Below are 25,395 nucleotides of genomic sequence, written 5' to 3' on the forward strand. Positions count from 1 at the left end.
TCCTTATCGGGGGCTGATGACGCGTCCTTGATGGTCCACCACCGGGCCGCTGAAGTGCGCGCCGCCGGCATCCAGCAACAGGCTGGTGCCACCGACTTGCAGGGTGATGCCTTGGGCGTTGAGGCTCAGGCTGGCGACGCCGACTTTGACGTCAACCTGTTCGCGGGAACCGCTGAAGGTGGTGGGGCCGTTGACCCAGTTGAAGGTATGGCTGGCGTCGTCGTAGTCGCTTTGGGTGCCGTCTTGGTGTCGGCGCCGGGTCAGCGTCGCCACGCTGGAGACCGGCGGGAAGCGATCACTGTTGAGGCCGAACAGGGCCACGGATTGCACACCGCCCTCCCCCCCGCCGTAGTTGAGCAGCAGGCATTGCTCACCCACCGTGGGGATGCGGGTTTCGGTTTGTGCACCGGCACTGGGGTTGAAAAAACGGATCGCCGGGGTGAGCAAATCGCCGTGGCTGACCTTGCAGGTGTTGCTGGCCGCATCGACCTGCTGGCAAACACCGATCCGGCAGAAGCTCTCGGCGCGGCGGTAGAGGTCCTCGAGCTGGGACTCCATCTCGGCCAGGCGTTCGACGATCGGTCCCAATTGCATGCGTAACAGCGCGTCGAACATGGGCTACTCCGCCAGTGGCTGGTATTGGGTTGGGTCGTCGATGTTGGAGACGTCCCAGGTGCAGGCAAATAGCGGTTGGCCCGTGGGATCGTCGAGTAACGCCGGCCCCAGATAGAGGGTTTGCGTGAAGGAAACCGTCCAGGTGTCGTAGTCCGTTTGCACGGAAGTGCGCACAGCGGGCGCAGCGACGATATTCGCCGGCAAATCGCACTGTGCCTGGGGCAGGTTCCAACGGTTATCCAGCACCAGGTCCATCAGTTGGCTGGCCAGGTCGCAGGCGTCGAACGGCAATGCACCGGGTGCCACCATGGCCCTGAGCGAAATGGCCAAGACGTGGGCCTTGCGCCCTTCACGGGAGCGAATGCCCGGGCCATTGCCTTCGACCGTAACCATTACGCCGGTTTGTTCAGCATCGCCTTGAAAGTCTTGGTGACTGCCGACCTTGATGTCCGGGAAGGCCGCATGCAGCACCGAGCCGATGGCCTGGGGCAGTTGGGATGGCTTTTCGATAAACGTCATTTTAAGTCGCGTCCTTGCAACGGTTAGTGCGGGTCCTGGCCGGAGCCTTGGTTGATCCCGATGCGCTTGGCCGCCCATCGTTCATAAAGGCCGATGGCCACATCAGCACCGGCCATCGCGGTCAGGCAACCAATCGCGCCGGCGGTCCAGATCGACATGCCGGCGGCGTAGCACAGCATCAGGGCCGACACCCCGCAAACCATGCACGCTCCGGAACGCAGGGCCAATCGGCGGATCAGCGACCAGCCACGTGCGCCTTCTTTATCGGCGCGCCACATTTCACCTGAGACCCCGCCGATCAGCGCCAATATGATGACCAGCCAGATAGGCATTTCCGCTAACGCTTGCTGTTCATTTGTCATGTCACGCCTCCTGGCTGAGCAATAAATAGTCCGTATTTCATTTACAAATGCTTGGATAGGTAGGCATTCCAAAAAGCCCGGTCGCCCGGGCTTTTCAGTAATGATGTCCTCGGACTTTCGGCGCTACTGGCGCGGTACGGTCCTTCCCTCGATGTTTTTCCGACCACGATCCCTGTCTGCCGGATAACTGCTTCTGGTGCTTTACGCTGCACACCCGGGTCAGTTGCCAACCCTCTGAACCGTTAAGGCCGGTTCATCGCTGCCTGTTGTTGAAGCGTTGAAACTTAAGAGCGTCGGCATCCTTGCCGGTGTTGCCTGGCATCCCTGCCATCGCTTCGATGGCGTCCTTGCCGATGTTGCGTGCCTTCCTTGTCTTCCTTGGCAGCATCCTTGCCGCCTCCACCAGGCCTTGTTGGCTGGCTTGAGACAAAGAATATGCATGTATGCATATACAGTCAATGCATAAACGCATTTATTTTGCCAAACAAATGCATTGATGCATTGAAAGCCTTACGGGCTTGGGCTTGGCCGGTTTTCCAGGGGCGAAAAAAAACCCGCACATGGGCGGGTTTCTTCTTACGCGTGGAGGTTAGCGGGCGTACATGCCCCACCAGAAAACATGACCGAGGATACTGATCTGCTCATCCTGGATCTCCTGGAAGCTGTAGTCCTCATCCGGATGTTCATCACGATTGAAGCTGCGCAGGCGAATGCCGGAAGGCAGGCGGTAGAGCTGTTTAACCCGCAACTGGCCGTTGTGATTGATGGCATACAGGTCGCCATCCACAATATCGCCAATGCCGCTCTTGCCGGCATTCACCCCCACCGTGGCGCCGTCGCGCAACACCGGCAACATACTGTTGCCGCGCACTGTCACGCACTTGGCCTGGTCGAACTGCACACCGTTATGCCGCAGGCTGCGTTTTCCAAAACGCAAGCTGGCCTTCTCGCTTTCCTCGATGACGAATCTTCCTGATCCAGCAGCCAATTCAACCTCGCGCAGAAAGGGGATCGACACCTCGTCATCATTAACGGGCGTGTCGTCGTCCCACAGGCTTATGTCCTTGAGTTCAGAATGCATAGGGTCGCGCTCGTCGTCCCGCGAAACGCCGACCGCTACGCGCCCGCGCAGTTGGTCGGTGCTGACGCGGAAGTACTCGGCGATGCGGGAAATATGCTTGTCCGACGGGTCGACGATCTTGCCGCTGAGAATCCGGGACAACGTGGATTGAGGCACGCCGGTACGCCGGTGAAGCTCCGTGGGGGAGATCCGGTCGCGGTCCAGCAGTTCTCTTAAGACGATAGAAACGTTGCGTTTTTGCATGATGCGGATACTGACGGGAGATTGAAAGGTTAGCAAATGCTAAACGGCATACATTATGCATTTTTTTATGCATTGACCACGCCCTTAGCAGGTCTGCGAAGGGCAAGTGTTGAGTGATAACCTTATCGCCATCGCAAAACCGACGGGAGACGAGCAAGGATGACTCAATGGAGAACCTACAATTTCTGGACCAAGGCATGGATACTTAGCCTGATGGCACTGATTACCCTCGTTTCCGACGATGCAGATCCAGGCTCATGGGGCGATGGCTCGTCTAATCGCAAACGCGTCTTCAGCCCCGGCTTCATTGTGCTCTGCACTTTGGTGGCGGCGTGCGAACTGATACTCCTGAACCATTTCTACGGTAAGTGAACTGATTTGAAACCCTGTAATTGAGTCATACCCCTTTTGCGTTTTACCTATCAGCTTGCGACCTGCGAAGCCCCGACCTCGCGTGTTAACCTTGCCGCCATCGCAAAATTAGCAGGGCCAGGTGCCCCATCTTTGCCCCACTCCTTTTAACGAATTTGCTAACTATCTGATGAGTAAGAACACTTCCGATCTGTCCTCCCATACCCCAATGATGCAGCAGTACTGGCGCCTGAAAAACCAGCACCCTGATCAGTTGATGTTCTATCGCATGGGCGACTTCTACGAGATCTTCTACGAGGACGCGAAGAAGGCCGCCAAGCTGCTGGACATCACCCTGACCGCGCGCGGGCAATCGGCAGGGCAGTCGATTCCGATGTGTGGGATTCCCTACCATTCGTTGGAAGGTTACCTGGTCAAGCTGGTGAAGCTGGGCGAGTCGGTGGTGATTTGTGAGCAGATCGGCGACCCGGCCACGAGTAAAGGGCCGGTGGAACGTCAGGTGGTGCGCATTATCACGCCGGGGACGGTGAGTGATGAAGCGTTGCTGGATGAGCGTCGCGATAACCTGATTGCGGCGGTGTTGGGCGATGAGCGGCTGTTCGGCCTGTCGGTGCTGGACATCACCAGCGGCAATTTCAGCGTGCTGGAGATCACGGGCTGGGAGAACTTGCTGGCGGAGTTGGAGCGCATCAATCCGGTGGAGTTGCTGATCCCGGATGATTGGCCGAAAGACTTGCCAGCCGAGAAACGCCGTGGGACCAAGCGCCGTGCGCCGTGGGATTTTGAGCGGGACTCCGCGTTGAAAAGTCTGTGCCAGCAGTTCTCGGTGCAAGACCTCAAGGGCTTCGGTTGCGAGACGTTGACCCTGGCCATCGGCGCCGCCGGTTGCCTGCTCAGCTACGCCAAGGAAACCCAGCGCACGGCCCTGCCGCACTTGCGCAGCCTGCGCCATGAGCGCCTGGACGACACGGTGGTGCTCGATGGCGCCAGCCGCCGAAATCTGGAACTGGACACCAACCTGTCAGGCGGGCGTGACAACACCCTGCAATCGGTGGTCGACCGTTGCCAGACCGCCATGGGCAGCCGCCTGCTGACGCGCTGGTTGAACCGTCCGTTGCGGGATCTGGCGGTGCTGCAAGCGCGTCAGACCTCTATTACCTGCCTGCTGGATGGCTATCGCTTCGAAAAGCTGCAACCGCAGCTCAAGGAAATCGGCGATATCGAGCGAATCCTGGCGCGGATCGGCCTGCGCAATGCGCGCCCTCGTGACCTTGCACGCCTGCGTGATGCCCTCAGCGCTCTGCCACAGTTGCAAGTGGCAATGACCGAACTGGACACGCCGCACCTGCAGCAGTTGGCCGAAACCGCAGGTACCTATCCGGAACTGGCAGCCCTGCTGGAAAAGGCCATCATCGACAACCCGCCGGCGATTATCCGTGACGGCGGTGTATTGAAGACGGGTTACGACAGTGAGCTGGATGAGCTGCAAGCCCTGAGCGAAAACGCCGGGCAGTTCCTGATCGACCTGGAAGCCCGCGAAAAGGCCCGTACCGGCCTGGCTAACCTGAAGGTCGGCTACAACCGCGTGCATGGCTACTTTATTGAGCTGCCAAGCAAGCAGGCCGAGTCGGCACCTATCGACTATCAACGCCGCCAGACCCTCAAAGGCGCCGAGCGTTTTATCACGCCGGAGCTCAAAGAGTTCGAAGACAAGGCGCTGTCGGCCAAGAGCCGCGCCCTGGCTCGGGAAAAGATGCTCTATGAAGCCTTGCTCGAAGACCTGATCAGCCAACTGGCGCCGCTGCAAGACACTGCCGCTGCCCTGGCGGAGCTGGATGTGTTGAGCAACCTCGCCGAACGTGCGCTGAACCTTGACCTGAACTGCCCGCGTTTTGTCAGCGAGCCGTGCATGCGCATCGTGCAGGGGCGCCACCCGGTGGTCGAACAGGTGTTGACCACGCCGTTTGTCGCCAACGACCTGTCGCTCGACGACGATACCCGCATGTTGGTCATCACCGGTCCGAACATGGGCGGTAAATCCACCTACATGCGCCAGACCGCGTTAATCGTATTGTTGGCGCATATCGGCAGCTTTGTACCCGCGGCCAGTTGCGAGCTGTCCCTGGTGGACCGCATTTTCACCCGAATCGGCTCCAGCGACGACTTGGCCGGTGGCCGTTCCACCTTTATGGTGGAAATGAGCGAAACCGCCAATATTCTGCACAATGCCACCGAACGCAGCCTGGTGTTGATGGACGAAGTGGGGCGTGGCACCAGCACCTTCGATGGTCTGTCCCTGGCCTGGGCGGCAGCCGAGCGGTTGGCGCATCTGCGGGCTTACACGCTGTTTGCCACCCACTACTTCGAACTGACGGTACTGCCGGAAAGCGAGCCGCTGGTGGCCAACGTGCATCTCAATGCCACCGAGCACAATGAGCGCATTGTGTTCCTGCACCATGTGCTGCCAGGGCCGGCGAGCCAAAGCTACGGCTTGGCGGTGGCGCAGTTGGCCGGTGTGCCGAACGACGTGATCCTGCGTGCCCGCGAGCACCTCAGCCGGCTGGAGACCACGGCCTTGCCCCACGAAACGGTGGTCGCCAGCCCGGTCAAAGCCAGCAAGAAACCTGCCGCGCCGCATCAGAGCGATATGTTCGCCAGCCTGCCCCATCCGGTGCTGGATGAGTTGTCAAAGCTTGACCTGGATGACTTGACGCCGCGTAAAGCGCTCGAAATGTTATATGCACTGCAGGTTCGGATATAACGCAGACGCTTGCAAGCTGGTAGACTCTCGCGCGGTTTGGGATGCTGCGGGCTTTTAGCCTGGCCTGCAGACTATCGCTCCCGAACCTCGCGAGCCCTGCCGTAAAGGGTTTCGCCGCCGCCGCCTGAGGAGAAAATTAGAAATGACCTTCGTCGTTACCGACAACTGCATCAAGTGCAAGTACACCGACTGCGTCGAAGTGTGTCCGGTGGACTGCTTCTATGAAGGCCCGAACTTCCTGGTTATTCACCCGGATGAGTGCATTGACTGCGCCCTGTGTGAACCAGAATGCCCGGCCAACGCTATTTTCTCTGAAGATGAAGTGCCCGCAGGCATGGAAAATTTCATCGCGTTGAACGCTGAGCTGGCTGACATCTGGCCTAATATCACTGAAAAGAAAGACGCGCTGCCTGACGCTGAAGAGTGGGATGGCAAAACGGGTAAGATCGCCGACCTCGAACGCTGAAAGCTTCACTGATCGTCCAAAAGGCCCCTTGCGGGCCTTTTTGCGTTTCTGGATGAAGGGTTTCACTTTTCTACAGGCAAAAAAAAGGGGCGGTATGACCCGCCCACATTTTTTCCCTAGTCCCTGTGTTCCTTTTCATCATCCTGATGAATCGCATCCTGCGACGTTCCCTGAGCCATCGTTCCTTGATGGCTGTGTCAATCCGTGGACACAGGGCTGATGTTAGAGGGTTCCCCGGGAAGTTCAACGGGGCACAACTCACCCCACCACACAGTCACACCCGCAACACGCTATAAAATACCTCTTATATATCAATAGCATAGAGATATCTTTCGATATTTAGAGCCGTAAGGATCTGATAGAAAAACCGAACACTTACGCAAAAGTAAGTTAATGCTTACACGCACGACTGAGTAAATGCGCACCCGATACCGCCTGCGCCTTGCGTAGACAAGAAAAAGCCCCGACAACGCGAGGCTCTTTTGCCCTTCAACCCTCTCAGTCGTCGGTGACGGTAATGGTCGGCATGGCCGGTGCCGCCGCTTCCTGCAATACAATCCGCGCGCCCACGTGACGGGCCAGTTCCTGATAAACCATCGCAAGCTGACCGTCCGGCTCGGCCGCTACGGTAGGTTTACCGCCGTCGGCCTGTTCTCGAATGGCCATCGACAACGGCAACGACGCCAGTAATTCAACCCCGTACTGGGTCGCCAGCTTCTCGCCGCCGCCTTCACCAAACAGGTGTTCGGCGTGACCGCAGTTGGAGCAGATGTGCACTGCCATGTTTTCCACGACGCCAAGCACCGGGATGTTGACCTTGCGAAACATCTCCACGCCTTTTTTCGCGTCGAGCAGCGCCAGATCCTGGGGGGTGGTCACGATTACCGAGCCAGCCACCGGGACTTTCTGCGCCAGGGTCAGTTGGATATCGCCAGTGCCTGGCGGCATGTCGATGACCAGATAATCCAAGTCGCCCCAAGCGGTCTGCGTAACCAATTGCAGCAAGGCGCCGGAAACCATCGGCCCACGCCACACCATCGGCGTGTTTTCATCGGTCAGGAACGCCATGGACATGACTTCCACGCCCAGGGATTCGATGGGCACGAACCACTTCTGATCCTTGACCTTCGGCCGCGTACCTTCGGCAATCCCGAACATCACGCCTTGGCTTGGGCCATAGATGTCGGCGTCAAGAATGCCTACGCGGGCGCCTTCACGGGCCAGGGCCAGCGCCAGGTTGGCCGCCGTGGTGGATTTACCCACACCACCCTTGCCGGAGGCCACGGCCACGACGTTCTTGACGTTAGCCAGGCCCGGAATCTGTGCCTGGGCCTGGTGCGGCGCGATCACGCACTGGATGTCGACGTTGGCTGAACGAACACCGTCGAGACCTTCGATAGCCATTTGCAACATCTGCGCCCAGCCACTTTTGAACAGCCCGGCGGCATAACCCAGCTCCAGCTGCACCGACACCTGATCCCCCTGGACCTCAATGGCGCGCACACAGCCGGCACTGACCGGGTCCAGATTCAAATAGGGGTCGGTGTACTGGCGAAGAACGGCTTCCACCGCTGCGCGATTCACGGCGCTCATGGGCTACTCCCGAAAAAGACTGACTGAAACAGGCGGCTATCCTAACCGTTCCGGCCGCTGAACGGCATGCTTTCGAAGGGCTGGAAAATTCTGAAACAGCGTCACGGGGTGAAATAAATTTCCCGGCGCTTTATAGTGGCCGACCTCCGTTTCATCAAGTAGCCGAGCCCCATGTCCGAGCCACGCAAGATCCTCGTCACCAGCGCCCTGCCCTATGCCAATGGTTCTATCCACCTTGGCCATATGCTTGAGTACATCCAGACCGATATGTGGGTGCGCTTCCAGAAGCACCGCGGCAACCAATGCATCTATGTCTGCGCGGACGACGCCCACGGTTCGGCCATCATGCTGCGCGCCGAAAAGGAAGGCATCACCCCGGAACAACTGATCGCCAATGTGCAGGCTGAACACAGCGCCGACTTTGCCGAGTTCCTGGTGGACTTCGACAACTTCCACTCCACTCACGCCGAAGAAAACCGTGAGCTGTCGAGCCAGATCTACCTCAAGTTGCGTGATGCCGGGCACATTGCCCAGCGTTCGATCACCCAGTATTTCGACCCGGAAAAGAAAATGTTCCTGGCCGACCGCTTCATCAAGGGCACCTGCCCGAAATGCGGCACTGAAGACCAGTACGGCGACAACTGTGAAAAATGCGGTGCCACTTATGCACCGACTGACCTGAAGGATCCGAAGTCGGCAATCTCCGGCGCCACGCCGGTACTCAAGGATTCCCAGCACTTCTTCTTCAAACTCCCGGATTTCCAGCAGATGCTGCAAACCTGGACCCGCAGCGGCACCCTGCAGGATGCCGTGGCGAACAAGATCGCCGAATGGCTGGATGCCGGCCTGCAACAGTGGGATATCTCCCGCGATGCACCGTACTTCGGCTTCGAGATCCCGGATGAGCCGGGCAAGTATTTCTATGTGTGGCTGGACGCGCCGATCGGCTACATGGCCAGCTTCAAGAACCTCTGCGACCGCACGCCGGAGTTGGACTTCGACGCGTTCTGGGGCAAGGACTCCACCGCCGAGTTGTACCACTTCATCGGCAAGGACATCGTCAACTTCCACGCCCTGTTCTGGCCGGCGATGCTCGAAGGTTCGGGCTACCGTAAGCCGACCGGTATCAACGTGCACGGCTACCTGACGGTCAACGGCCAGAAGATGTCCAAGTCCCGTGGCACCTTTATCAAGGCGCGCACCTACCTGGACCACCTGTCGCCGGAATACCTGCGCTACTACTACGCGTCCAAGCTGGGCCGTGGCGTCGACGACCTGGACCTGAACCTGGAAGACTTCGTACAGAAGGTCAACTCGGACCTTGTCGGCAAAGTCGTCAACATCGCCAGCCGTTGCGCCGGTTTCATCCACAAGGGTAATGCCGGGTTACTGGTTGCAGAAAATGCCGCACCGGAACTGACCGACGCGTTCCTGGCCGCCGCGCCAAGCATCGCCGACGCCTATGAAGCCCGCGACTTTGCCCGCGCCATGCGCGAGATCATGGGCCTGGCCGACCGCGCCAACGCCTGGATCGCCGACAAGGCCCCGTGGTCGCTGAACAAGCAGGAAGGCAAGCAGGCAGAAGTCCAGGCGATCTGCGCCACCGGCGTCAACCTGTTCCGCCAGTTGGTGATCTTCCTCAAACCGGTGCTGCCACTGCTGGCGGCCGACGCCGAGGCATTCCTCAACGTCGCCCCGTTGACCTGGAACGACCACACCACCTTGCTCAGCAACCACCAGTTGAACGAGTTCAAGCCGCTGATGACCCGTATCGACCCGGTAAAAGTCCAGGCCATGACCGACGCTTCGAAAGAAGACCTGGCCGCCAGCCAGACCGACACCGGCTCGGCTGCACCAGCGGGCAACGGTGAGTTGGCCAAAGACCCGCTTTCTCCGGAAATCGAGTTTGACGCCTTTGCCGCCGTTGACCTGCGTGTTGCGCTGATCATCAAGGCCGAAGCCGTGGAAGGTGCCGACAAGCTGCTGCGCCTGACCCTGGACATCGGTGACGAGCAGCGCAATGTGTTCTCCGGGATCAAGAGCGCGTATCCGGACCCCTCCAAGCTCGATGGTCGCCTGACCATGATGATCGCCAACCTCAAGCCACGCAAAATGAAGTTCGGTATCTCCGAAGGCATGGTGATGGCCGCTGGCCCTGGTGGTGAAGAGATCTACCTGCTCAGCCCCGATAGCGGCGCCAAGCCGGGTCAGCGCATCAAGTAACCCTGCAAATCAGCCCTGCCGTCTCGGCGACAGGGCTGTTGAGCTAGTGCCCCTTTCTCGCTTGCCGGATAATCAGGCCCTGTTTGTTTAACCGGCTTGCCAATGATCACCCCATGAATCTGATTCAACGTATCGAAGCGCTGCTGCCGCAGACCCAATGCGGAAAGTGCGGGCACCCGGGTTGCAAGCCTTACGCCGAGGGCATCGCGCAGGGCGAGGCCATCAATAAGTGCCCGCCCGGTGGGCAGGAAACCATTGCAGGCCTTGCGCTGTTGCTGCGTGTACCGGTGCTGGACCTCGACACCAGCCGTGGCGAGGCGCCAGCGCAGGTTGCGTATATCCGCGAGGCTGAGTGCATCGGGTGCACCAAGTGCATCCAGGCTTGCCCGGTAGATGCCATCGTTGGCGCCGCCAAGTTTATGCACACGGTGATTATCGATGAGTGCACGGGCTGCGACCTGTGCGTCGCACCATGTCCGGTGGACTGCATCGAGATGCGCCCGCCGATCACCGTGCTGCCTATCGTAGGTGGCCTGGCGGCCAACGACGAAGAACGTCATGACCGTGAAATCAAGCGCAACCGCGCACGGCGGCGCTTCGAGCAACGTAACGCGCGCTTGCAACGAGAAGAAGAGCACAAGCTCGCCGAACGCCTGGCCCGAGCCAGACGCGTGGTACCGGAGCCTCCCACACAGCTGGATACTCACGAGGCCGCGAGGGATGCGTCGATCAAGAAAGCCAAGATCAACGTTGCAATGAGCCGCGCCCAATTACACAAATCGCTGAAGGCATTTGGGCATCCGCCAACATTTGAGCAGCAGTCACAGTTGATCGTTCTGCAACAGCAGTTCGAAGCAGCAGAACAGGCACTGGCCGCCTTGGACCAGAACAACGCGCTCGCGACGCCGCTTCCCAGCAACAACAACGCCGCCCTCAAACGCGCCAAGATCCAGTTGGCGATGCGCCGTGCAGAGCTGAAGAAAGCCCAGGACCAACAGGGTGATGCACAACAATTGGCCGACGCAAGAAGCAAGGTCGATGAGGCCCAACGCCAGCTGGATGCCCATGGTGACTGACGCGCCCTGGGGTGGTTGATCGCCATTGCCGCCACCCGTTGATACCTGTCGGGTTTATGCTACTCGGGTCGTTGCTCGCAGGGTTCCAGGCCTGGACCCACTATTCGAAACTACGCTGATCGCCTGCAAGGAATCCTAAGCCTGATGAACGCCGCAAAACGCCTGGAAATTTTCCGCAGGTTTCACGAAGACAATCCGGAACCCAAGACCGAACTGGCCTACTCCTCGCCGTTCGAGTTGCTGATTGCGGTGATACTGTCGGCCCAGTCTACGGACGTTGGCGTCAACAAGGCCACGGCCAAGCTGTATCCCGTGGCAAACACACCAGAGGCAATCTATGCCCTGGGTGTGGACGGGTTGTCGGAGTACATCAAGACCATAGGCCTGTACAACAGCAAGGCCAAGAATGTCATCGAGACCTGCCGCCTATTGGTGGAACTGCATGGCAGCGAAGTGCCACGAACCCGCGAAGCCTTGGAAGCCCTGCCGGGCGTGGGCCGCAAAACCGCGAACGTGGTGCTCAATACCGCATTCCGACAACTGACAATGGCCGTGGACACCCACATTTTCCGGGTCAGCAATCGAACCGGCATTGCGCGCGGCAAGAACGTGGTTGAGGTGGAAAAGCAGTTGATGAAATTTGTGCCCAAGCCTTACCTGCTCGACTCCCACCACTGGCTGATCCTGCACGGGCGTTACGTTTGCCAGGCCCGCAAGCCACGCTGCGGCAGCTGCCGCATTGAAGACCTGTGCGAATACAAGGAAAAGACATCGGACGATTGAGAGCTCATTGGTTTTCTCGATCAATCGATTGAAAAAATCTTTTTTACCCGTCCATGGATTATCGTTATAAGGAGCGCCAACGGCAGTCTTACTCCGGAGTTAACGTTATGAGCACTGACAAAGAACAGTTGGATGTGGAAGACGACCTCGTTGAGTCGGATGACGATGACGCGCAAGCCCCTGTGGCCGAGGTGGCCAAGACCAATCTGAGCAAACGCCGTACTATCGACAATCTTCTGGAAGAACGACGCTTGCAAAAACAACTGTCCGACTACGACTTCGATCTCTGAGGAGCGCTAGACGGCCGGAAGCCTCCCTGACGGAGGCTTTTTTATGCCGACGGTCCCGGACTATGTGCAGGCTGCCCCCCTCTATACCAAGCCATTACGCTGGGCGAGCTCGATCAGGTCCACGAGGGAACGAGCATTGAGCTTGAGCAGCAGGCGAGTCTTATAGGTGCTGACCGTCTTGTTGCTGAGGAACATTCCGTCGGCGATCTCCTTGTTGGTTCTACCCCGGGCCAATTGCTGCAACACCATCATTTCGCGACCCGACAAACGCTCGACCATATCGGCCTCGCTGGCATTGCCCATGGTAGAGCGTACCGAGTTGAGTGCCTGGTTCGGAAAGTAGCTGTAGCCCGACAACACTGCCTTGATCGCACTCAGCAGCTCGGTCAGGTCCTGTTGCTTGCACACATAGCCGGCAGCACCGGCCTGCATGCAACGCATGGAAAAATGACCAGGGGCCTGCGAGGTGAGCACCAGCACCTTGAACGGTATTGCTTGCTTGGTAGATGACAGCCGGCAAATAACTTCCAGGCCATCGAGTTTGGGAATCCCAATATCCAGTATGACAATGTCCGGCATATGCTCCCGTGCAAGTTGCAACGCATCGACACCGTTATCGGTCTCGGCAACGACCTCATAACCATGGCGTTCCATTAGCATACGCACAGCAAGACGAATGACGGGATGATCATCCACGATCAGCACTTTATTCATGAGAAAGTCCAATTTCGCTGTTCGAATTATTTAGAGCAAGCACAATAGCCTAGTCGTTTGCTAGTTGGCATAGCGCTCCCCCCCAGGCAAGAGCAAGCAGAGACCCACCCCACAGCGATAAAGGAAATGCCCTACAAAAAAACGCAGACTTGGATGTTTCCAGTTTTATAGAGCCTTTCAGACCTTTCCGGCATTTTTCATATTTTGAGTGAAATCTCCCTAGGAACCCCGACACCAAGTAACCATGCTGCACACCGCTATCAGCAAATGCCTCTTGCACATCGACTGCAGAGGCGCGGGCAGGGGTAAAAAAATCAACAGTTTCAGCTCCATTTAACATATTTATTTACATCCTTATTTCCTACAGACCCATGTGTCTTTTACATACTCCCGTAACTACATGAGTGAATTATCTGTAAGACTGGTTCCTACACATATGTAAAAAATTCATTCCTCCCTACAAAAAACGCAGATAACGCACGGCAATCAAGAGTCGAGTTTCCGAAAAGTTTGAACACTGGGTTTAAACAACCTTGAACAACACCGACTTATTTAAAATCCTGGGCAAAAAAAATGGCCCCTTGAAAACAAGGGGCCACTCTTCACAACCGGCGAAACCCTCAGAACAACGAGCGGCCTTTGTTGGCAGCGATGCGCATGCGCAATGCGTTCAACTTGATAAAGCCTGCTGCATCCGCCTGGTTATAGGCGCCGCCATCTTCTTCGAAGGTGGCGATGTTGGCGTCGAACAGCGAGTCATCGGACTTGCGACCGGTAACGATCACATTGCCCTTGTACAGCTTCAGGCGCACAACGCCATTCACGTGGGCCTGGGAGGCGTCGATCATCTGTTGCAGCATCAGACGCTCTGGGCTCCACCAGTAGCCGGTGTAGATCAGGCTGGCGTACTTGGGCATCAACTCGTCTTTGAGGTGAGCCACTTCGCGGTCCAGGGTGATGGACTCGATGGCGCGGTGAGCGCGCAGCATGATGGTGCCACCTGGAGTCTCGTAGCAGCCACGGGACTTCATGCCCACGTAGCGGTTCTCGACGATGTCGAGACGGCCAATGCCGTGTTCGCCACCGATACGGTTCAGGGTCGCAAGCACGGTGGCCGGAGTCATTTCGACGCCGTCCAGTGCGACGATGTCGCCGTTGCGGTAGGTCAGTTCCAGGTATTGCGCCTTGTCTGGAGCGTTCTCCGGGGAGACGGTCCACTTCCACATGTCTTCTTCGTGCTCGGTCCAGGTGTCTTCCAGCACGCCGCCTTCATAGGAGATGTGCAGCAGGTTGGCGTCCATCGAGTACGGGGATTTCTTCTTGCCATGACGCTCGATCGGGATTGCGTGCTTTTCAGCGTAATCCATCAGCTTTTCACGGGAGAGCAAATCCCATTCACGCCAAGGAGCAATCACTTTCACGCCAGGCTTGAGTGCGTAGGCACCCAGTTCGAAACGCACCTGGTCGTTGCCCTTGCCGGTGGCGCCATGGGAAATGGCGTCGGCGCCGGTTTCGTTGGCGATTTCGATCAGGCGCTTGGCGATCAGCGGGCGTGCGATGGAGGTACCCAGCAGGTACTCGCCTTCGTAGACGGTGTTGGCGCGAAACATCGGGAAGACGAAATCGCGGACGAATTCTTCGCGCAGGTCGTCAATGTAGATCTCTTTCACGCCCATGGCTTGCGCCTTGGCACGTGCAGGTTCGACCTCTTCGCCCTGACCCAGGTCAGCGGTGAAGGTCACCACTTCACAGTTATAAGTATCCTGCAGCCACTTGAGGATCACCGAAGTGTCCAGGCCGCCGGAATACGCGAGAACGACCTTGTTTACGTCGGCCATGCCATCACTCCACGGGGTTGTACGGAAAGGCGTCGATTCTACCGACCAAAACCGTGAAATTACAGGGGCGCGACAGCAAATGAAGATAAAGCGACAGATTATGTCGAGGGCGCGACCGACGCCCGCCCCTTAAGAAGTGTGCGCGGGGTTGCTCGGCACAGCGGCCTGGGGAGCCGGTTTCTCGGGGGCAGCCACCCGCTCAAGCTGAATATTCACCCGGCGGTTGCGCGCCCGGTTGGCGGCATTTGTATTCGGTGCCAAAGGATAGCTTTCGCCATGAAAGCGCAGGGTGATCTGGGATTCCTGGATGCCATTGGCCTTGAAGTAGTCCATCACCGCCAGTGCACGACGCCGTGATACATCGCGATTGCTCAGGCGATTGCCGCTGTTGTCCGAGTGACCGTTCAATTCGATGTGGTTGACGGTAGGGTCCGCTTTCAGGAATTCGAGAATCACCGCCAGCTTCTGCTTGGCCGCCGCGTCCAGCTCGATACCACCGCCGGGAAAACCGACTTCGGTCTGCTTGACCTGATCGTAATTCATCGGCAGCAACTTGGCCGTGCACAGCTGATAGTCACTGTAGGCCTTGTTGAATTTCACCGGCAGCAGGCGAATCTCTGAATAGCCGCCCTCGCGCCCGTAGTGACGCACGGTGGGTGAACGGCCATCGAGCAAGCCATTGAACAGGCGCCCGGCCTGGGCCTGGGAGCTGTTGAACAGCACATCGCCACTGCCTGCGCGCACGGCGCCGAGATTGATATCGCCACGACCAGGCTGCCACGGCGCCGCAGCGGCCAACAAGGTGGCGGATCCTGAGCCCAGCGAGCCGTTATAGGCTTTCAGGCGGAATGTCGCCTGCTCACCGGCCCGGCGCACGAACTCACCCGAACCGAAATCGGTGATCGGTTGGGTCAGGCGGCACTCGAACTTGTCACCCTCCACCTTCCACTCAATATTCTCCAGACGTGTCTGGAACGTGAGGGCCATTGCAGGCAGGCTGGCGAACACACTGAGCAGGGCTAGATAATGCTGGCGCACGGGAGGCTCCACTGGTTTCTACAACACTTCAAAGCGTCATACATCGATAAGGCATACGAAAGGCTATCGGATGCATCCTGCAAAACTTGATAGCGAGTGCCTGCAAGAGTCTTTTCCGGTAGCATTCCCACCAGATTGACCCGCCTGGAATCCCCAATGTCCGACCGCCTGACCCTGCTGCGTCCCGACGACTGGCATATTCATCTTCGCGATGGTGCTGCGTTGCCCCAAACCGTGGCCGATGTAGCGCGCACGTTTGGCCGCGCCATCATCATGCCTAACCTGGTACCACCGGTGCGTAACGCCGCTGAAGCCGATGCCTATCGCCAGCGTATCCTCGCTGCACGACCGGCCGGCAGCCGCTTCGAACCATTGATGGTGCTCTACCTCACCGACCGCACCCAGCCCGAAGAAATTCGCGAGGCCAAGGCCAGCGGTTATGTACACGCCGCCAAGCTGTACCCGGCTGGCGCGACCACCAACTCCGATTCCGGCGTGACCAGCATCGACAAGATCCTGCCCGCCATCGAAGCCATGGCCGAAGTCGGCATGCCGCTGCTGATCCACGGTGAAGTCACCCGTGGCGACGTGGACGTGTTCGATCGCGAGAAGGTCTTCATCGACGAGCACATGCGCCGCGTGGTCGAGTTGTTCCCGACCCTCAAGGTGGTGTTCGAGCACATCACCACGGCCGATGCCGTGCAGTTCGTCACCGAGGCCTCGGCCAACGTCGGCGCAACCATCACCGCGCATCACCTGCTCTATAACCGCAACCATATGCTGGTGGGCGGGATTCGGCCGCACTTCTATTGCCTGCCGATCCTCAAGCGCAATACCCACCAGGTGGCGCTGCTGGATGCCGCGACCAGCGGGAACCCGAAGTTCTTCCTTGGCACTGACTCGGCGCCCCACGCCCAGCACGCCAAGGAAGCCGCGTGTGGCTGTGCCGGTTGCTACACCGCGTATGCCGCCATCGAGCTGTACGCCGAAGCGTTCGAACAACGCAATGCTCTGGATAAACTCGAAGGTTTCGCCAGCCTCAACGGCCCACGTTTCTATGGCCTGCCGGCGAATACCGACCGCATCACCCTGGTCCGGGAAGACTGGACCGCCCCTGCCAGCCTGCCATTTGGCGAGCTGACCGTTATCCCGCTGCGCGCCGGTGAAACACTGCGCTGGCGCCTGCTGGAGGAAAGCAAGTGAGTGAAGACCATTACGATGACGACCAGGAACACGGTGGCGGTGGTTCACGCCACCCGATGGCCGAACGTTTCCGCGGCTACCTGCCTGTCGTTATCGACGTAGAAACCGGCGGCTTCAATTGCGCCACCGATGCGCTGCTGGAAATTGCCGCGACGACCATCGGCATGGATGAACAGGGCTTCGTTTATCCAGAACACACCCATTTCTTCCGCGTCGAGCCGTTTGAAGGTGCCAACATCGAAGCGGCAGCCCTGGAGTTCACCGGGATCAAGCTGGATCACCCCTTGCGCATGGCCGTCAGCGAAGAAGCGGCACTGACCGACATTTTCCGTGGCGTTCGCAAGGCGTTGAAGGCCAATGGCTGCAAGCGTGCGATCCTGGTGGGGCATAACAGCAGCTTCGACCTGGGCTTCCTGAATGCTGCCGTGGCCCGCCTGGACATGAAGCGCAACCCGTTTCATCCGTTCTCCAGCTTCGACACCGCCACCCTGGCTGGCCTGGCTTATGGCCAGACCGTACTGGCCAAGGCGTGCCAGGCCGCCGGTATCGACTTCGATGGTCGCGAAGCCCACTCGGCGCGCTACGACACCGAGAAGACCGCTGATCTGTTCTGCGGCATCGTCAACCGCTGGAAACAAATGGGCGGTTGGGAAGACTTCGGCGACTGAGGCTGACTCGAACGGGCTTTCATGGCTAGGCGAGCTTGTCGTGGTGAGCGAGCTTGCTCGCTCACCACAACTAAAGGTCAAAACCCGCACATAAAAAAAACCGGCCCTCACAGGCCGGTTTTTTTTCACCGCGAATCTGGCTTACAGCTTGCCAGCGTTCTCGGTCAGGTAAGCCGCAACGCCTTCTGGCGAAGCGTTCATGCCTTTGTCGCCTTTCTTCCAGTTGGCAGGGCAAACTTCGCCGTGCTCTTCGTGGAATTGCAGCGCGTCAACCAGGCGGATCAGCTCTTCCATGTTACGGCCCAGCGGCAGGTCGTTGATGATCTGCGAGCGAACAACGCCCTTGTCGTCGATCAGGAACGCGCCACGGAAGGCAACGCCGCCTTCAGACTCAACGTCGTAGGCCTTGGCGATGTCGTGCTTCATGTCAGCAGCCATGGTGTATTTGACTTTGCCGATGCCGCCATCGTTGATGGCGGTGTTGCGCCAGGCGTTGTGGGTGAAATGGGAGTCGATGGAAACAGCAACCACTTCAACGTTACGCGCCTTGAAATCGTCCATGCGGTGGTCCAGCGCGATCAGCTCCGAAGGGCAGACGAAGGTGAAGTCCAACGGGTAGAAGAACACCAGGCCGTATTTGCCTTTGATGGCTTCAGACAGCTTGAAGCTGTCTACGATTTCGCCATTGCCGAGGACGGCTGGTACGTCGAAATCCGGGGCTTGTTTGCCGACGAGTACGCTCATTGGGTATCTCCTGATGGGGGTGACTTGAAGTAAAAGGATCCCTTCCAGTGTGTCGTGGGTAAACGACAACGCTGTGACGGGATCACGCTTCGTGAAGACCGACCATCATACACGGCTCGGGAAAAAACCGTTCGTCAGCGGGTAATCATTCTGACCAGAGAAAGACAGAATCTACTTTGACAATCATTCTCGTTAACATTAAGATCCATCGCACTTAAGCCTTAACCCGCGACGGTTCTCCCTTATGTATGTGTGCCTGTGTACTGGCGTCACCGACGGACAAATCCGCGAAGCAATCTATGAAGGTTGCTGCAGCTACAAGGAAGTGCGTGAAACCACCGGCGTTGCCAGCCAATGTGGCAAATGTGCTTGCCTCGCCAAGCAAGTGGTTCGGGAAACCCTGACGCAGCTGCAGACAGCCCAGGCCGCGCTCCCGTACTCAGCAGAATTTACACACGCTTAAAACAGCGTGTTTTAAAGAACCGGACTTAGTGTCCGGTTTTTTTATGCCTGTAATTCAATTAGTTAGCGTCAAGACGCGGAACACAAACATTCTTATTCCGATTAATTTTCATTTATTATTCAATAACTTAGGTTTGACACTAGGGTTTTCGCCGCTCAAACTCCGCCCTATATACAGCTATTACAGGGCAGGACCCCAGTCATGAAAGGCGACATCTCAGTCATCCAGCAACTCAACAAAATCCTTGCCAATGAACTGGTCGCGATCAATCAGTACTTCCTGCATGCGCGCATGTATGACGACTGGGGCCTGGAAAAGCTCGGCAAGCGCGAATACAAAGAATCCATCAAGGCGATGAAGGACGCAGACGCGCTGATCAAGCGCATCCTGTTCCTCGAAGGCCTGCCGAACGTGCAGGACCTGGGTAAGCTGAACATCGGCGAGCACACCCAGGAAATGATCGGCAGCGACCTTGGTTTTGAACGCAAGAGCCACAGCGACCTCAAGGCCGCCATCGCTCACTGCGAAGCCCAGGGCGACTTCGGCAGCCGCGAGCTGCTGGAAGATATCCTGGAAGACCAGGAAGAACACATCGACTGGCTGGAAACCCAGCTGGGCCTGATCGACAAGGTCACCCTGGAAAATTACCTGCAATCGCAGATGGGTGAATAACCCGCTCTCGCAGGCGTAAAAAAGCCCCGCTCTCTCACGAGAAGCGGGGCTTTTTATTGCAGGCGAATCAGGCGTCGGTCTTTGCCGCTGCGTCTTTGATCAGCGCCTGCAACGAACCATCAGCTGCCATTTCAGTGATGATATCGCTACCGCCAACCAGCTCACCGGCTACCCACAGTTGCGGGAAGGTCGGCCAGTTGGCGTACTTTGGCAGGTTGGCGCGGATTTCAGGGTTTTGCAGGATATCCACATAAGCGAACTTCTCGCCGCACGCCATCACAGCCTGGGACGCCTTCGCGGAGAAACCGCACTGAGGAGCGTTCGGAGCGCCCTTCATGTAAAGCAGAATGGTGTTGTTGGCAATCTGCTCTTTGATCGTTTCGATGATATCCATGGAACACCTCGGCTGGAACTTTGCGACTCACAGGTCGGCACGGTGGCGCATTGTAACGCAAAATTCCAGCCGGGTGCTCAGGCGGCTGCTACCTGGACCGGAACCCCATTGAGCGCAGCGTTGCCCGATAACTCATCCAACTGCCGTTCGTCGGTCAAATCATTCGCACTCGCCCCCGGTTGCGCACTGGCAATGCTCATCTGCACGCCTGGTCGGCCATGGCCCCAGCCATGGGGCAGGCTGACGACACCGGGCATCATCTCTAGGCTGGCCAGCACTTGCACCTCGATCATGCCGATGCGCGAACTCACGCGCACCCGCTGACCGTCACTCAGTTGCCGGCTGACCAGATCATCGGGATGCATCAACAATTGATGCCGGGGCTTGCCCTTCACCAGGCGATGATAGTTATGCATCCAGGAATTATTGCTGCGCACATGCCGACGGCCGATCAGCAGCAGTTCGCCAGGCCCAGGCAGCGGCTGCGCTGCGAAGCGCGCCAGGTCAGCAAGAATCACCGCTGGCGCAGCCTGCACCGTGCCATCTGCAGTTTTCAGTCGCGCAGCGAGATTGGGCTGCAAAGGCCCCAAATCCACACCATGGGGATGATCGGCCAGCATCGCCACCGACAGCTTATGACTGGACCCATCACCGTACGCCCCGGCACGTAGTCCAAAGTCGATCATCTTGGCCGGCGGCATCGTCGGTTTAAGCACCGCCCCCGTCTGCGCCGCAAAGGCCGTGGCCAGGCCGACGAAAATTTCCCAGTCATGCAACGCCCCAGCAGGCTTGGGCAGGATCGCGCGGTTGAAACGGGTGACGTTACGCACCGCAAACATGTTGAAGGTGGTGTCGTAGTGATCGTTTTCCAGCGCGGAGGTGGACGGCAGGATCAGATCGGCATAGCGCGTCGTTTCGTTGATATAGAGGTCGACGCTGACCATGAACTCCAACCCGTCCAGCGCCTGCTCCAACTGGCGACCATTGGGCGTCGACAGCACCGGATTGCCCGCCACGGTGATGAGTGCGCGGATCTGTCCTTCGCCTTCGGTAAGCATTTCTTCAGCCAGCGCCGACACCGGCAACTCGCCACCGTACTCCGGACGCCCGGAAACCCGGCTCTGCCAGCGGTTGAAATGCCCGCCACCGGTCGACGCCACCAGGTCCACCGCAGGTGAGGTGCACAAAGCGCCGCCGACCCGGTCCAGATTGCCGGTGACCAGGTTGATCAATTGCACCAACCAATGGCACAGCGTGCCAAACGCCTGGGTCGACACGCCCATGCGTCCGTAACACACGGCCTTGTCCGCGGCGGCAAAGTCCCGCGCCAATTGGCGGATCTGCTCGGCGGGCACCGCACACTGGCGGCTCATGGCCTCGGCAGTAAACCCAGCGATCGAACGGCGTACGTCCTCAAGACCTTCCACCGGTAAATGGCTGGTGCGTGTCAGGCCCTCAGTAAACAAGGTGTTGAGCACGCCAAACAACAGCGCCGCATCGCCGCCCGGCCGTACGAACAGGTGCTGGTCAGCCATGGCCGCCGTCTCACTGCGCCGAGGGTCAACCACCACGACTTTGCCGCCCCTGGCCTGAATGGCCTTGAGGCGCTTCTCCACATCCGGCACCGTCATGATGCTGCCGTTGGACGCCAGCGGGTTGCCGCCCAGGATCAACATAAAGTCGGTATGGTCGATGTCCGGGATCGGCAGCAGCAGGCCATGGCCGTACATCAGGTGGCTGGTGAGGTGATGGGGCAACTGATCCACCGAGGTCGCCGAAAACCGATTGCGCGTCTTGAGCAAGCCGAGGAAGTAGTTGCTGTGGGTCATCAGCCCATAGTTGTGCACGCTGGGGTTGCCCTGATACACCGCCACCGCATTCTGCCCGTGGCGGGCCTGGATGCCGGCCAGCCGCTCGGCTACAAGCGCAAAGGCCTCGTCCCACGGGATCGGCTGCCATTCGCTGCCCACCCGCAACATGGGCTGGTGGAGGCGGTCCGGGTCATTCTGAATATCCTGCAACGCCACCGCCTTGGGGCAGATGTGACCCCGACTGAACGTGTCCAGCGCGTCGCCCTTGATCGAGGTGATCGCCAGGCTACCGTCTTCGGCTTGGGTGGTTTCCAGGGTCAGGCCACAAATGGCTTCACACAGATGGCAAGCACGGTGGTGGAGAGTCTTGGTCATGGCCAGTCTCTTTATAGGGGCTTTGATCTGACTATGAGCCGCGACCATGACGGGCGCCAGCATCGTTCGTCCCGTGAATCGCCGGCCATCAGGCCAAGCCATGACCAAACATGAGCAAATGTTACGAAACCCCGCCCACAGCCTCCGAAACCGACTCAGCCTGATCCAAGCCCGCCCCCGCGCATTGCAAAAGGTTGCGACGCCAGTGTACAAATGGCCCGCTGCTGTCAGGAATTCGTCTTCAAAAGCGCTCTCGCGCCCTTCTTGAACACCCCTAAAAACGTAGCCCTATTGGTAAGACGCGACATTTAATGTCAATATCGCGCCTTCCCCTATTTCGTCGCCCCGTGCGGCTTTCGCCGCAGGTCTCGCCCGTTGTCACAATAAACAAGGCTTTGAGTATCTGCGGTCTGTTGCAAAAAGGTAGTTAATGATGAGCGCAAGGCACTTTCTCTCCCTGATGGATTGCACGCCCGAAGAGCTGGTCAGCGTGATCCGTCGAGGCATTGAGCTTAAAGACCTGCGTAACCGCGGCGTACTGTTCGAGCCTTTGAAAAACCGCGTTCTCGGCATGATTTTCGAGAAGTCGTCGACCCGCACCCGTGTGTCCTTTGAAGCCGGCATGATCCAGTTGGGTGGCCAAGCTATCTTTCTGTCCTCGCGCGACACTCAATTGGGCCGTGGCGAACCAGTCGCCGACAGCGCCCGTGTCATGTCGCGCATGCTCGATGCGGTGATGATCCGCACATTTGCCCATAGCACCGTTACCGAATTTTCCGCCAACTCACGGGTTCCAGTGATCAACGGCCTCTCCGATGACCTGCACCCCTGCCAGTTGCTGGCTGACATGCAGACGTTCCTGGAACATCGCGGCTCGATCCAAGGCAAAACCGTGGCCTGGATCGGCGACGGCAACAACATGTGCAACAGCTATATAGAAGCGGCGATTCAGTTCGACTTCCAGCTGCGCATTGCCTGCCCGGAAGGCTACGAGCCGGATGCGCGCTTCCTGGCGCTGGCTGGCGATCGCGTCACCCTCGTGCGCGACCCACGTGAAGCCGTACTCGGCGCGCATCTGGTCAGCACCGACGTCTGGACCTCCATGGGCCAGGAAGACGAAACCGCCAAGCGCCTGGCCCTGTTCGCACCATTCCAGGTGAACCGCGCTTTGCTCGACCTGGCCGCGCCGGATGTGCTGTTCATGCACTGCCTGCCCGCCCACCGGGGTGAAGAAATCAGCCTCGACCTGCTTGACGATGAGCGTTCGGTCGCCTGGGACCAAGCCGAAAACCGTCTGCACGCCCAGAAGGCCCTGCTCGAATTCCTCGTCCCACCGTCGTACCACCACGCATGAGCCAGCCCCTTCTGCTGAACCTGCGCAATCTGGCATGCGGCTATCAAGATCAACGGGTGGTGCAGAACCTCAATCTGCACCTCAACGCGGGTGATATCGGTTGCCTGCTCGGTTCCTCGGGCTGCGGCAAAACCACCACCTTGCGTGCCATTGCAGGCTTTGAGCCAGTGCACGATGGCGAAATCAGCCTGGCGGGCGAAGTGATCTCCAGTGCCGGTTTTACCCTGGCACCGGAGAAACGTCGCATCGGTATGGTGTTTCAGGACTACGCGCTGTTTCCCCACCTCAGCGTGGCCGACAACATCGCGTTCGGTATCCGCAAGCATCCGCAAAAGGACCGCGTAGTCGCCGAACTGCTGGAGCTGGTCAACCTGAAGAACCTGGGCAAGCGCTTCCCCCACGAACTGTCCGGCGGCCAGCAGCAACGTGTCGCCCTCGCCCGCGCCCTCGCCCCGGAGCCGCAACTGCTGCTGCTGGACGAACCCTTCTCCAACCTCGATGGCGAACTGCGGCGCAAGCTCAGCCATGAGGTGCGCGACATCCTCAAGGCACGCGGCACCAGTGCGATCCTGGTCACCCATGATCAGGAAGAAGCCTTCGCCGTCAGCGATCAAGTGGGTGTGTTCAAGGAAGGCCGGCTGGAGCAGTGGGACACGCCCTACAACCTCTACCACGAACCGCAGACACCTTACGTCGCGAGCTTTATCGGCCAGGGTTATTTCATTCGTGGCCAACTGAGCTCGCCCGAATCCGTCAGCACCGAACTGGGTGACCTGCGCGGCAATCGCGCCTACACCTGGCCGACCGGTGGCGCGGTGGATGTACTGCTGCGCCCGGATGACATCGTCTATGCGCCGGACAGCGCGTTGAAAGCACGGATCGTCGGCAAGACGTTCCTCGGCGCATCGACCTTGTACCGCTTGCAACTGCCGACTGGCGCGCAACTGGAATCGATTTTCCCCAGCCATGCCGATCATCAGGTAGGGGCGGATGTGGGGATTCGCGTGGCGGCTGAACATCTGGTGCTGTTTCAGGCCTCGGGCAGCGTTGCCGCGCAGATCCCTCAAGCCGAATCCGGCGTACGACGCCACAGCCCGACCTGAAAACACAGAGAACACATGTGGGAGGGAGCTTGCCCCCTCCCACATTGGAGTTCACCGGAGCCTGAGATTACTCCCTGCCAATCGGCGCGAACTTGGCCTGGGTGTGTTCAGCCAGCACCTGCGCCGACAGCTCCACCTCCAGCCCCCTTCTCCCCGCACTGACAAAAATCGTTGCAAACGGCTGCGCCGTCACATCGATAAATGTGCGCAGACGCTTCTTCTGCCCCAGCGGGCTGATGCCGCCCAACAGGTAGCCGGTAGAACGCTGGGCCGCAGCCGGATCGGCCATTTCTACTTTTTTCACCCCCGCCGCCTGCGCCAAGGCTTTCAAGTCCAGACTTCCGACGACCGGCACCACCGCCACCAATAATTCGCCCTTTTCACTGCTGGCCAATAAGGTCTTGAACACCTGCGCCGGGTCTAGGCTCAATTTCTCTGCGGCTTCCAGACCATAGGAAGCGGCCTTGGGATCGTGTTCATAACTGTGGATGCGATGTTCGGCGCGAACTTTTTTCAACAAATCCAATGCGGGGGTCATGACGTCTCCGGCGGTGCCTAACAGATGGCCAATTCTAGGCCAAGCCCACGTAAAACGCTCTAGTGCGCACCTCTCTCCAGCCGATAGTCCATGGAG

The 25,395-nt window shown here is 58.6% G+C and carries 25 protein-coding genes; 12 read left to right on the plus strand and 13 right to left on the minus strand.

Features of this window, described 5'->3' with window-relative positions:
* Positions 1-3: 3 nt before the first annotated feature.
* From NDJ82_RS14990 to NDJ82_RS15010, 5 genes are all read right to left on the minus strand, one after another.
* Positions 4-615, minus strand: a complete 612-nt coding sequence (locus NDJ82_RS14990) for a phage baseplate assembly protein V (protein WP_191947117.1) — start codon at positions 613-615, stop codon at positions 4-6.
* Positions 616-618: 3 nt separating this feature from the next.
* Complete coding sequence (locus NDJ82_RS14995) at positions 619-1,134, minus strand: hypothetical protein (RefSeq protein WP_250925769.1); 516 nt, start codon at positions 1,132-1,134, stop codon at positions 619-621.
* A gap of 23 nt (positions 1,135-1,157) precedes the next feature.
* Entirely contained in the window at positions 1,158-1,496 is a 339-nt protein-coding gene (locus tag NDJ82_RS15000; protein ID WP_112193763.1) for a phage holin family protein, read from the minus strand.
* Positions 1,497-1,749: 253 nt separating this feature from the next.
* The gene (locus tag NDJ82_RS15005; RefSeq protein ID WP_250925770.1) at positions 1,750-1,926 is read right to left on the minus strand and encodes a hypothetical protein; all 177 of its coding nucleotides are present in this window, start codon (positions 1,924-1,926) and stop codon (positions 1,750-1,752) included.
* A gap of 159 nt (positions 1,927-2,085) precedes the next feature.
* Positions 2,086-2,820, minus strand: a complete 735-nt coding sequence (locus tag NDJ82_RS15010; RefSeq protein ID WP_112193761.1) for a LexA family transcriptional regulator — start codon at positions 2,818-2,820, stop codon at positions 2,086-2,088.
* A 541-nt stretch (positions 2,821-3,361) separates the two neighbouring features.
* Here NDJ82_RS15010 and mutS point away from each other — a divergent pair.
* Together mutS and fdxA are read left to right on the plus strand one after the other, a co-directional pair.
* The gene (mutS, locus tag NDJ82_RS15020) at positions 3,362-5,953 is read left to right on the plus strand and encodes a DNA mismatch repair protein MutS (protein WP_250925771.1); all 2,592 of its coding nucleotides are present in this window, start codon (positions 3,362-3,364) and stop codon (positions 5,951-5,953) included.
* A 142-nt stretch (positions 5,954-6,095) separates the two neighbouring features.
* The gene (gene fdxA, locus NDJ82_RS15025; protein WP_034111970.1) at positions 6,096-6,419 is read left to right on the plus strand and encodes a ferredoxin FdxA; all 324 of its coding nucleotides are present in this window, start codon (positions 6,096-6,098) and stop codon (positions 6,417-6,419) included.
* Between the two features lie 498 nt (positions 6,420-6,917).
* On the opposite strand, the gene apbC is transcribed toward fdxA, so the two are convergent.
* Entirely contained in the window at positions 6,918-8,012 is a 1,095-nt protein-coding gene (gene apbC, locus NDJ82_RS15030) for an iron-sulfur cluster carrier protein ApbC (protein WP_250925772.1), read from the minus strand.
* 171 nt (positions 8,013-8,183) lie between these two features.
* Here apbC and metG point away from each other — a divergent pair, with 171 nt between their 5' ends.
* The 4 genes from metG (at position 8,184) to NDJ82_RS15050 (ending at position 12,384) form a co-directional block, all read left to right on the plus strand.
* The gene (gene metG / locus NDJ82_RS15035) at positions 8,184-10,235 is read left to right on the plus strand and encodes a methionine--tRNA ligase (protein WP_099583481.1); all 2,052 of its coding nucleotides are present in this window, start codon (positions 8,184-8,186) and stop codon (positions 10,233-10,235) included.
* 113 nt (positions 10,236-10,348) lie between these two features.
* Positions 10,349-11,311 (plus strand): electron transport complex subunit RsxB, encoded by a 963-nt coding sequence (gene rsxB / locus NDJ82_RS15040; RefSeq protein ID WP_250925773.1) that lies wholly within the window; start codon positions 10,349-10,351, stop codon positions 11,309-11,311.
* A gap of 144 nt (positions 11,312-11,455) precedes the next feature.
* Complete coding sequence (gene nth / locus NDJ82_RS15045) at positions 11,456-12,094, plus strand: endonuclease III (RefSeq protein WP_099583483.1); 639 nt, start codon at positions 11,456-11,458, stop codon at positions 12,092-12,094.
* Positions 12,095-12,201: 107 nt separating this feature from the next.
* A complete protein-coding gene (locus NDJ82_RS15050) occupies positions 12,202-12,384 on the plus strand; it encodes a PA3496 family putative envelope integrity protein (protein WP_099583484.1) in 183 nt (60 codons plus the stop codon).
* Positions 12,385-12,465: 81 nt separating this feature from the next.
* On the opposite strand, the gene NDJ82_RS15055 is transcribed toward NDJ82_RS15050, so the two are convergent.
* From NDJ82_RS15055 to NDJ82_RS15065, 3 genes are all read right to left on the minus strand, one after another.
* Entirely contained in the window at positions 12,466-13,098 is a 633-nt protein-coding gene (locus NDJ82_RS15055) for a response regulator transcription factor (protein WP_099583485.1), read from the minus strand.
* A 620-nt stretch (positions 13,099-13,718) separates the two neighbouring features.
* Positions 13,719-14,936, minus strand: coding sequence for an argininosuccinate synthase (locus NDJ82_RS15060; RefSeq protein ID WP_049709749.1), 1,218 nt, complete (start codon positions 14,934-14,936; stop codon positions 13,719-13,721).
* A gap of 129 nt (positions 14,937-15,065) precedes the next feature.
* On the minus strand, positions 15,066-15,974 hold the full coding sequence (locus tag NDJ82_RS15065; RefSeq protein ID WP_158878457.1) for a flagellar protein MotY: 909 nt from the start codon (positions 15,972-15,974) through the stop codon (positions 15,066-15,068).
* Positions 15,975-16,130: 156 nt separating this feature from the next.
* Between NDJ82_RS15065 and pyrC the strand changes: the two genes are divergently transcribed.
* Both pyrC and rnt read left to right on the plus strand, forming a co-directional pair.
* Positions 16,131-17,177 (plus strand): dihydroorotase, encoded by a 1,047-nt coding sequence (pyrC, locus tag NDJ82_RS15070; RefSeq protein WP_099583487.1) that lies wholly within the window; start codon positions 16,131-16,133, stop codon positions 17,175-17,177.
* Positions 17,174-17,845: a ribonuclease T gene (gene rnt, locus NDJ82_RS15075; RefSeq protein ID WP_032891788.1), complete on the plus strand. Its 672-nt coding sequence runs from the start codon at positions 17,174-17,176 to the stop codon at positions 17,843-17,845. Before pyrC ends, rnt begins: the two co-directional genes overlap by 4 nt.
* 141 nt (positions 17,846-17,986) lie before the next feature.
* Here rnt and NDJ82_RS15080 read toward each other — a convergent pair whose 3' ends face one another.
* A complete protein-coding gene (locus NDJ82_RS15080; RefSeq protein WP_003172097.1) occupies positions 17,987-18,589 on the minus strand; it encodes a peroxiredoxin in 603 nt (200 codons plus the stop codon).
* A 244-nt stretch (positions 18,590-18,833) separates the two neighbouring features.
* Here NDJ82_RS15080 and NDJ82_RS15085 point away from each other — a divergent pair, with 244 nt between their 5' ends.
* Together NDJ82_RS15085 and bfr are read left to right on the plus strand one after the other, a co-directional pair.
* A complete protein-coding gene (locus NDJ82_RS15085) occupies positions 18,834-19,052 on the plus strand; it encodes a bacterioferritin-associated ferredoxin (RefSeq protein ID WP_010564137.1) in 219 nt (72 codons plus the stop codon).
* 201 nt (positions 19,053-19,253) lie between these two features.
* The gene (bfr, locus tag NDJ82_RS15090) at positions 19,254-19,724 is read left to right on the plus strand and encodes a bacterioferritin (RefSeq protein ID WP_017526353.1); all 471 of its coding nucleotides are present in this window, start codon (positions 19,254-19,256) and stop codon (positions 19,722-19,724) included.
* A 67-nt stretch (positions 19,725-19,791) separates the two neighbouring features.
* On the opposite strand, the gene grxD is transcribed toward bfr, so the two are convergent.
* Together grxD and NDJ82_RS15100 are read right to left on the minus strand one after the other, a co-directional pair.
* Positions 19,792-20,118 (minus strand): Grx4 family monothiol glutaredoxin, encoded by a 327-nt coding sequence (grxD, locus tag NDJ82_RS15095; RefSeq protein ID WP_099583488.1) that lies wholly within the window; start codon positions 20,116-20,118, stop codon positions 19,792-19,794.
* 77 nt (positions 20,119-20,195) lie between these two features.
* On the minus strand, positions 20,196-22,304 hold the full coding sequence (locus NDJ82_RS15100) for a molybdopterin oxidoreductase family protein (protein WP_250925774.1): 2,109 nt from the start codon (positions 22,302-22,304) through the stop codon (positions 20,196-20,198).
* Positions 22,305-22,737: 433 nt separating this feature from the next.
* Between NDJ82_RS15100 and argF the strand changes: the two genes are divergently transcribed.
* Together argF and NDJ82_RS15110 are read left to right on the plus strand one after the other, a co-directional pair.
* Positions 22,738-23,658: an ornithine carbamoyltransferase gene (argF, locus tag NDJ82_RS15105; protein WP_099583490.1), complete on the plus strand. Its 921-nt coding sequence runs from the start codon at positions 22,738-22,740 to the stop codon at positions 23,656-23,658.
* Positions 23,655-24,761: an ABC transporter ATP-binding protein gene (locus NDJ82_RS15110; protein WP_250925775.1), complete on the plus strand. Its 1,107-nt coding sequence runs from the start codon at positions 23,655-23,657 to the stop codon at positions 24,759-24,761. Before argF ends, NDJ82_RS15110 begins: the two co-directional genes overlap by 4 nt.
* A gap of 67 nt (positions 24,762-24,828) precedes the next feature.
* Here NDJ82_RS15110 and ybaK read toward each other — a convergent pair whose 3' ends face one another.
* Positions 24,829-25,299: a Cys-tRNA(Pro) deacylase gene (gene ybaK, locus NDJ82_RS15115; RefSeq protein ID WP_112193748.1), complete on the minus strand. Its 471-nt coding sequence runs from the start codon at positions 25,297-25,299 to the stop codon at positions 24,829-24,831.
* Between the last annotated feature and the right edge of the window lie 96 nt (positions 25,300-25,395).

Source organism: Pseudomonas sp. SR18, assembly GCF_023701505.1.
In the GTDB taxonomy this organism is placed as follows: Bacteria; Pseudomonadota; Gammaproteobacteria; order Pseudomonadales; family Pseudomonadaceae; genus Aquipseudomonas; species Aquipseudomonas cyclaminis.

Bases quoted from the DNA above. Each gene is read 5' to 3' on its own strand.
- NDJ82_RS15100 (WP_250925774.1), bottom strand. From the start codon at position 22,304: ATGACCAAGACTCTCCACCACCGTGCTTGCCATCTGTGTGAAGCCATT.
- NDJ82_RS14995 (WP_250925769.1), bottom strand. From the start codon at position 1,134: ATGACGTTTATCGAAAAGCCATCCCAACTGCCCCAGGCCATCGGCTCG.
- apbC (WP_250925772.1), bottom strand. From the start codon at position 8,012: ATGAGCGCCGTGAATCGCGCAGCGGTGGAAGCCGTTCTTCGCCAGTAC.
- NDJ82_RS15050 (WP_099583484.1), top strand. From the start codon at position 12,202: ATGAGCACTGACAAAGAACAGTTGGATGTGGAAGACGACCTCGTTGAG.
- rsxB (WP_250925773.1), top strand. From the start codon at position 10,349: ATGAATCTGATTCAACGTATCGAAGCGCTGCTGCCGCAGACCCAATGC.
- NDJ82_RS15085 (WP_010564137.1), top strand. From the start codon at position 18,834: ATGTATGTGTGCCTGTGTACTGGCGTCACCGACGGACAAATCCGCGAA.
- NDJ82_RS15010 (WP_112193761.1), bottom strand. From the start codon at position 2,820: ATGCAAAAACGCAACGTTTCTATCGTCTTAAGAGAACTGCTGGACCGC.
- argF (WP_099583490.1), top strand. From the start codon at position 22,738: ATGAGCGCAAGGCACTTTCTCTCCCTGATGGATTGCACGCCCGAAGAG.
- NDJ82_RS15060 (WP_049709749.1), bottom strand. From the start codon at position 14,936: ATGGCCGACGTAAACAAGGTCGTTCTCGCGTATTCCGGCGGCCTGGAC.
- NDJ82_RS15080 (WP_003172097.1), bottom strand. From the start codon at position 18,589: ATGAGCGTACTCGTCGGCAAACAAGCCCCGGATTTCGACGTACCAGCC.
- metG (WP_099583481.1), top strand. From the start codon at position 8,184: ATGTCCGAGCCACGCAAGATCCTCGTCACCAGCGCCCTGCCCTATGCC.
- grxD (WP_099583488.1), bottom strand. From the start codon at position 20,118: ATGGATATCATCGAAACGATCAAAGAGCAGATTGCCAACAACACCATT.
- fdxA (WP_034111970.1), top strand. From the start codon at position 6,096: ATGACCTTCGTCGTTACCGACAACTGCATCAAGTGCAAGTACACCGAC.
- NDJ82_RS15055 (WP_099583485.1), bottom strand. From the start codon at position 13,098: ATGAATAAAGTGCTGATCGTGGATGATCATCCCGTCATTCGTCTTGCT.
- ybaK (WP_112193748.1), bottom strand. From the start codon at position 25,299: ATGACCCCCGCATTGGATTTGTTGAAAAAAGTTCGCGCCGAACATCGC.
- NDJ82_RS15000 (WP_112193763.1), bottom strand. From the start codon at position 1,496: ATGACAAATGAACAGCAAGCGTTAGCGGAAATGCCTATCTGGCTGGTC.
- pyrC (WP_099583487.1), top strand. From the start codon at position 16,131: ATGTCCGACCGCCTGACCCTGCTGCGTCCCGACGACTGGCATATTCAT.
- bfr (WP_017526353.1), top strand. From the start codon at position 19,254: ATGAAAGGCGACATCTCAGTCATCCAGCAACTCAACAAAATCCTTGCC.
- NDJ82_RS14990 (WP_191947117.1), bottom strand. From the start codon at position 615: ATGTTCGACGCGCTGTTACGCATGCAATTGGGACCGATCGTCGAACGC.
- NDJ82_RS15110 (WP_250925775.1), top strand. From the start codon at position 23,655: ATGAGCCAGCCCCTTCTGCTGAACCTGCGCAATCTGGCATGCGGCTAT.
- mutS (WP_250925771.1), top strand. From the start codon at position 3,362: ATGAGTAAGAACACTTCCGATCTGTCCTCCCATACCCCAATGATGCAG.
- nth (WP_099583483.1), top strand. From the start codon at position 11,456: ATGAACGCCGCAAAACGCCTGGAAATTTTCCGCAGGTTTCACGAAGAC.